1 protein-coding gene is annotated in these 1,583 nt (G+C 70.1%); it reads right to left on the reverse strand.

Annotated features, from left to right (window positions below):
• Positions 1-10 precede the first annotated feature (10 nt).
• On the reverse strand, positions 11-1,456 hold the full coding sequence (locus tag AB0G35_RS37205) for an NF041680 family putative transposase (RefSeq protein ID WP_360959212.1): 1,446 nt from the start codon (positions 1,454-1,456) through the stop codon (positions 11-13).
• Positions 1,457-1,583 lie beyond the last annotated feature (127 nt).

Below are 1,583 nucleotides of genomic sequence, written 5' to 3' on the forward strand. Positions count from 1 at the left end.
AGCTTGGCGTTTAACGTGGGCGGGCTTGGTGTTCCTTGATCGACTCGGCGCGTTTGACCGTCTTGCCGACGTTGTGGTGCCTGGCCTGGTGCTTGTTCTTCGAGCCTGCGGGCCGTCCCGGCCCTGGCCGGGACGGTTTCGGTGCCGCCGCCGGACGGGCGGTGGTCGCGTGGACGTTGCGAAACCCCCGCCGCACCCGGGCGGGGGTGAGGCGGCGGGGCCCGGTCGGTCGTTCCCAGGGGCGGCGCAGGTCCTCGGAGAGGGGTCGGGCGAGGCGGAGCTGGGTATGGGCGGCGATGATGAGCCAGGTCCACAGGTCCGCGGTGTCCGCGTGGCGGACCTTTGGGGCGGTCCAGCCAAGGGTCTGTTTCATGAGCCGGAAGGTGTGCTCGAGGTCGAATCTGCGGAGGAAGGACTGCCACCAGTGCTCCACGTCCGCCGGTGTGGCGGCGGTGGCCGAGCACCACAGCCAGACCGGCTTCGGGTCACGATCGCCCGGCAGGCGCTCGACCTTCAGGCGGATCAACGTGCCGTGCAGGATGGGCAGTTCCTCTTTCGCGTGCTCCAGCCAGGGGCCGCGGTGGGTGAGCCGGGGATGCATCCGGTCCCAGGCTCTGGCCTCGGCCTTGCCGTAGCGGGTGGTGTCCGTGACCGTGGTGACCTCGGGTTCGTGCCAGCTGTCGGGCTTGGCGAAGGTCAGCACGCCGCCGTGCCGACGCGGCCGCCCGCCCCTCGGCCCGCAGCGGGCGGAGCCGGGGTCGCGGAGCATGACGCGGTCCGAGCGCAGGCGTCCAACCAGGACGACGGGCAAGTCCGCCAGGGCATGGGAGAGGTAGGCGACGTCGTAGCCGGAATCCATGACGATCCAGATCTCCGGATCACCCGCCCGCCACTGCTGGGCCTGGATCAACCGCTCTACGGCGTCGCGCAGTTGGGCAGCGGTGACCGTGGTCGCGTCGTCCGCCGGCCCCAGGCGCACGGCGTCCAGCAACGCAACCCAGGAGGTCCGGCCGGTCTCCAGAGCGGCGACGAAGGAGTACGGCCAGCCCGGCACGAACTGATCCCGACTGCGGGCACCGCGTCCGTAGACGTGGCAGAACAGCCGGTCCTCGCTGGTCGGGGCATCAGGGCGGAGCCAGTTGCTCACGTCCACAGCCAGCACGATCCGCCCGTCGGCCGCCCTTGGCAGCGGCAGGCCCGCCAGTGCGCGCCGCAACCGCGCCGGCTCCGCCCAGCCCCGGTCCAACGCCGCGTACATCGCCCCGTGCCCGCGCCGGTGCTCGACCGCCAGCGACAGCTCGACCAGCGTCTTCACCGGCCCGTCCGCACACAGCACCGCGTCCGTGAGTTCGAAGAGCGCATCCGCGCGGGCGTAAAGGCACTCGTAGAACTCGACCCGAAAGCGGGACAAGACGTCGAATGCCTCGCCCGCGGGCGCATGGATGGGGAGACTCATACACAGCGGCCGTTCTCTTGTACTTCGTGACTCGACATCTCGAAGCGTGGAGAACGGCCGCCTCCACTGTCCTGGAAAGAACCGCAGTTCAGCAGGTCGGGTGACCTGCGAGGTTAAACGCCAAGCT

It is taken from the genome of Streptomyces sp. NPDC021749, assembly GCF_040640655.1.
Classification (GTDB): domain Bacteria; phylum Actinomycetota; class Actinomycetes; order Streptomycetales; family Streptomycetaceae; genus Streptomyces.

Excerpts from the sequence above, each read along its gene's own strand:
- AB0G35_RS37205 (WP_360959212.1), bottom strand. The coding sequence starts at position 1,456 with ATGAGTCTCCCCATCCATGCGCCCGCGGGCGAGGCATTCGACGTCTTG.